The sequence below is a fragment of the Parvibaculum sp. genome, assembly GCF_040882025.1.
Lineage (GTDB): Bacteria > Pseudomonadota > Alphaproteobacteria > Parvibaculales > Parvibaculaceae > Parvibaculum.
This window is the reverse complement of record NZ_JBBECC010000042.1, coordinates 2,675-6,444: the sequence shown is the minus strand read 5'-3', so window position 1 is coordinate 6,444 and position 3,770 is coordinate 2,675. Positions and strand designations below refer to the sequence as shown.

Here is a 3,770-nt window from a genome sequence, read left to right as displayed (position 1 = left end):
GATTTCCTCGGTCGCGCCGCATTTACGGCAGATCAGGAACTGGCCCGAATGCGGCGCGCCGGCCTCGATGCAGCCGAGATAGGCGTTCAGCGATTCGATCTTGTGGATGAGGCCCTCGGCCATCAGGAAGTCGAGCGCCCGGTAAACGGTGGGCGGCCGCGCGGCCTTGTGGCTGCGCGAAAGCTCGTCCAGCACCTCATAGGCGCCCACGGGCTTGTGGCTCTTCCAGACGATCTGCAACACTTTCTCGCGCAAGGGCGTCAACTGCACGCCCCGCGCGCCGCAGAGGTCGCGCGCCGTCGCCAGCGCATCGTCGATGCAGGCCCGGTGATTATGCGAGGTATGGGCGTGTGCCGCCGCGCGCGCTGTCATGCCGTCTCCTTTGCCGGTGCGGATGTTACAACATAACAACAAGAGCGCGTTCAGCAAAAGTGGTCGCCGGTTTTGCGTCCGAACGCGCTCCAGACAAAAAGTCGCCACCCGCGGCGACTCGCCTTAAACAGGGCGTATGTGCGGTCGCTACACCATCACCACGCCCCCCGGCGCGATGCGCGAGCTTTTCGGCTTCGAGGAGCAGCCCAATTTCCCGCCCCGTTTCAACATCGCCCCGACCCAGCCCGTCCCCATCGTGTTTCGCGACGCCGGCCAGCGCCATTTCTTGCTTGTCCGCTGGGGGCTGATCCCTTCATGGGCGAAGGAAGTGTCGTCATCGCTGCTGATCAATGCCCGCGCCGAAACCATCGCCGAAAAGCCGAGCTTCCGCGGTTCCTTCCGCCACCGCCGCGCCCTCATGCCGGCCGATGGTTTCTACGAATGGAAAGGGCAGGGAAAAGGGCCGAAGCAGCCTTATGTCATCCGCCGCCGCGCCGAAAACGGCGACCGCGCCCCCTTCGCCATGGCCGCCCTCTGGGAAACCTGGGCAAACGCCGACGGCAGCGAAATCGACACCTGCGCCGTCGTCACCTGCGAAGCGAATGAAACGCTCGCCCCCATCCACCACCGCATGCCGGTGATCCTCGACGAAAAGGACTGGGACACCTGGCTCGACCCGGCCACGCCGCTGAAGGAAGCCCAGGCCCTGCTGCGCCCCGCGCCCGGCGATCTCCTGGACGCCCAACCCGTCAGCACGCGGATCAACCGTACCGCCAACGACGACGCAACCCTCCTCGACCGCGAAGTCGTGACCCCCGAACCCGAAAAGCCGTCACGCGTGAAAAAGCAGCCCGACACGAAACAGCTGGGGTTGTTTTGAGTCGGCCTTGAATTCCCCAACGCGTCCCGCGTGTTTTTCCTCCCACCCGCCCCTTGGGGGGGCGGGTGGAATATCAAACAATCGCGGCTCAGGGCGATAGGCATCCACCCGCCGCAGCACCTCTGCGTCTCTGCGCCTCTGCGTGAATCCCTTCCTTCAACCCTCCAGGATGGCGCGCAACATCGCGCCCCACATCTCTTTTCGCTGTTTTATGCTCGGCTTATCCGCTGACGAAATGCCCGCGCTGCGTCTGAAGTCTTCGCCAAACAACGGATCGAGGGCGAGTGTCTGGTGCATCATACCGACAGCGAACCGCGTTTCCTGAATGGAAGGTCGTTTTCTCCCGCCCGCGGCGAACGCCTTTGTTCTCATGGCGTGCAATTCATCGACGACGGAATTGAGCAATCCGCTGCCGCGATCCCGCCAGCCCGATAAATGCAATTGCAGCGCCAGTTCCGAATAAGCGCCATCGGCATAAACATCGGCGATAACGTCGACAAGGGATTGAATGGATGGCTTCGTCTCCCGCCATTCCTTGAGCGCAGCGTTCAGCTCGTCCTTGAGCCGCCGTCCGCCTTGGTGCAGCAGCGCCTCAAGCAATTCTTGCCGCGTACCAAAGTGATGGCTCACGGCGGCGTCCGTAATGCCAAGATTTCCGGCGACCGCGCGCATGGTGACGGCGGCTGGCCCACCTTTGCGCAGCAAGGTTTCAGCCGCCTCGAGGATCAGGGCCCGCGCCTCCTCCTTGCTTCGTCTTGTTCTGCGTTTGGTGACGGCCATTTTATCTCATGTTCAGATGTAGCTTGGATCGGGCCCGTCGCCCCATTCGGTCATCCAGCGTTCGAACCGCTCTTTGTCGCCCGCGTCATAGATGTCCATCAAGCGCACGATCAGCCCGTCTCTATAGGTGGCGATCTCCCACAGGCTGGACTCGAGAACGGGTGCATCCGCGCGCTGAAACCGGATCCCGCCATGAACGAACACATTGTTTCCTTCTTCGTAGAGCTTCGCGCCCAGTCCGACCGCGCGCACACATAGCTTGTCGAAGCGCTCAATGGACCGTTTCAACCCTTCGATCATGACAGTACGGCCCTCAATGCGGCAATGAAAAGGCATGTTGATGACTTCATAGACGACCTCTTCATGGAAATAGGGAGCAAGAGGTGCCCAGTTGTCATCCTCATATGCCGCTTCGAATATCTGACGCTGTTCGATGAACTTTTGAACGATGGCCATGCTGTCCCTCCTTGCTTTGGAGGCTGACGTTACCTACATTACATTGACATATCAAGGTAGAGGATCGCATGACCACAACAACCATCGATCGGGGCGGCGTTGAAATCATCTGCGAAAGCCGGGGAGCGGGTCCGCAAATCCTGTTGCTGCATGCAGGCGGGGAACGCAGACAGGTGTGGCGCCCCGTTATGAATGAGCTTGATGAGAGAGGTTTTCGCAGCGTCGCCTGCGACCAGCGCGGACACGGCGCGAGCGGCGGGCAATCCAGCGACGGCATTGGCGCTTATGCGGCCGATACTGTCGCAATGATTGAACGCATCGGCGGGTGCCCTCTTGTCGTCGGCGCGTCCCTGGGCGGAATGGCCTCAATGCTCGCACTGGCTGACGCATCGACCCAGGCGGATGTGTCGGGTTTGATACTGGTCGACGTCGTTCCAACGCCTGACCCGATGCGCGTGCGCGCCTTTCTGGCGCGCGGCGGACATGGCCTGGACCGCTCGCCCCTTGTTGACGACATTCTCGGGCGCGCAGCGCAGATGGGCGAAGCGGCGGCTCGACTTCGGATGCCCTTGCTGCTGGTGCGCGCGGGAGGGGTGGGTGCCATTGACGACAAGGAAGTGGCCCGGTTGAAATCATGGGCCCCGCAACTTCAGACAATCGTCATCGAAGAGACGGGGCATCTGATTGCGCGTGACGCCCCCGGAGAGCTCGCCAAGGCGATAGCGGACTTCGCACAATCCGATGACGTGAGAGATCGCCGCATCGATCGGTTCATCGCCCGCAATGGAGGTGCCGGCCTCCAGCATCCGGGCGGCACGCTCGGCGCACATCTCGGTCGTGTCGGCGACATGCTCCGCGAATGGAACGAAGCGCCCGAAATTGTCGATGCCGGGCGGCTCCATGCCGCCTATGGCACTGAAGGATTTGCGTCGTCTGTTGTGGCCGATCGAGGGCGCAAAACCGTCATCGGCATCATCGGGCAGAAAGCGGAGCGACTGGTCCACCTCTATTGCCTGTGTGATCGTGGGGCGAGTTATCCAGGTTGGACGACGTCAAATCCGCAGATGGTTGATCGCCACACCGGACAAGTGTCGGCGCTGGACGACGCAACCCGCCGCGCTCTGGTGGTGATGACGATTGCAAATGAAATGGATGTCTTGAGCCATGACGTCGGTCTGGCCAAGGCACATGGTCATGACCTGATGGCTTTGTTTGACAGTTGGCGTCCGCATATCGGCGAACAGGCGCGCATGGCCCTTGATCGTTGGCGCCCGCGCGTTTG

General features: G+C 61.6%; 5 protein-coding genes. 2 read left to right on the top strand and 3 right to left on the bottom strand.

From position 1 onward, the window contains the following. Window positions 1-372, bottom strand: a 372-nt coding sequence (locus WEB61_RS02705) for a transcriptional repressor (protein ID WP_368062791.1), incomplete at its 3' end; no start/stop codon positions are given. 136 nt (window positions 373-508) lie between these two features. Here WEB61_RS02705 and WEB61_RS02700 point away from each other — a divergent pair. Then, window positions 509-1,252, top strand: a complete 744-nt coding sequence (locus WEB61_RS02700; protein WP_368062790.1) for an SOS response-associated peptidase — start codon at window positions 509-511, stop codon at window positions 1,250-1,252. Between the two features lie 156 nt (window positions 1,253-1,408). On the opposite strand, the gene WEB61_RS02695 is transcribed toward WEB61_RS02700, so the two are convergent. Then, window positions 1,409-2,032, bottom strand: a complete 624-nt coding sequence (locus WEB61_RS02695; protein ID WP_368062789.1) for a TetR/AcrR family transcriptional regulator — start codon at window positions 2,030-2,032, stop codon at window positions 1,409-1,411. Window positions 2,033-2,044: 12 nt separating this feature from the next. After that, window positions 2,045-2,488, bottom strand: coding sequence for a nuclear transport factor 2 family protein (locus WEB61_RS02690; RefSeq protein ID WP_368062788.1), 444 nt, complete (start codon window positions 2,486-2,488; stop codon window positions 2,045-2,047). 68 nt (window positions 2,489-2,556) lie between these two features. On the opposite strand from WEB61_RS02690, the gene WEB61_RS02685 reads away from it, so the two are divergent. Next, window positions 2,557-3,770, top strand: a 1,214-nt coding sequence (locus tag WEB61_RS02685; RefSeq protein WP_368062787.1) for an alpha/beta fold hydrolase, incomplete at its 3' end; no start/stop codon positions are given.

What these genes read in the sequence shown, in the direction of transcription:
- WEB61_RS02700 (WP_368062790.1), top strand. Translation starts at nt 509, where the DNA reads ATGTGCGGTCGCTACACCATCACCACGCCCCCCGGCGCGATGCGCGAG.
- WEB61_RS02695 (WP_368062789.1), bottom strand. Translation starts at nt 2,032, where the DNA reads ATGGCCGTCACCAAACGCAGAACAAGACGAAGCAAGGAGGAGGCGCGG.
- WEB61_RS02690 (WP_368062788.1), bottom strand. Translation starts at nt 2,488, where the DNA reads ATGGCCATCGTTCAAAAGTTCATCGAACAGCGTCAGATATTCGAAGCG.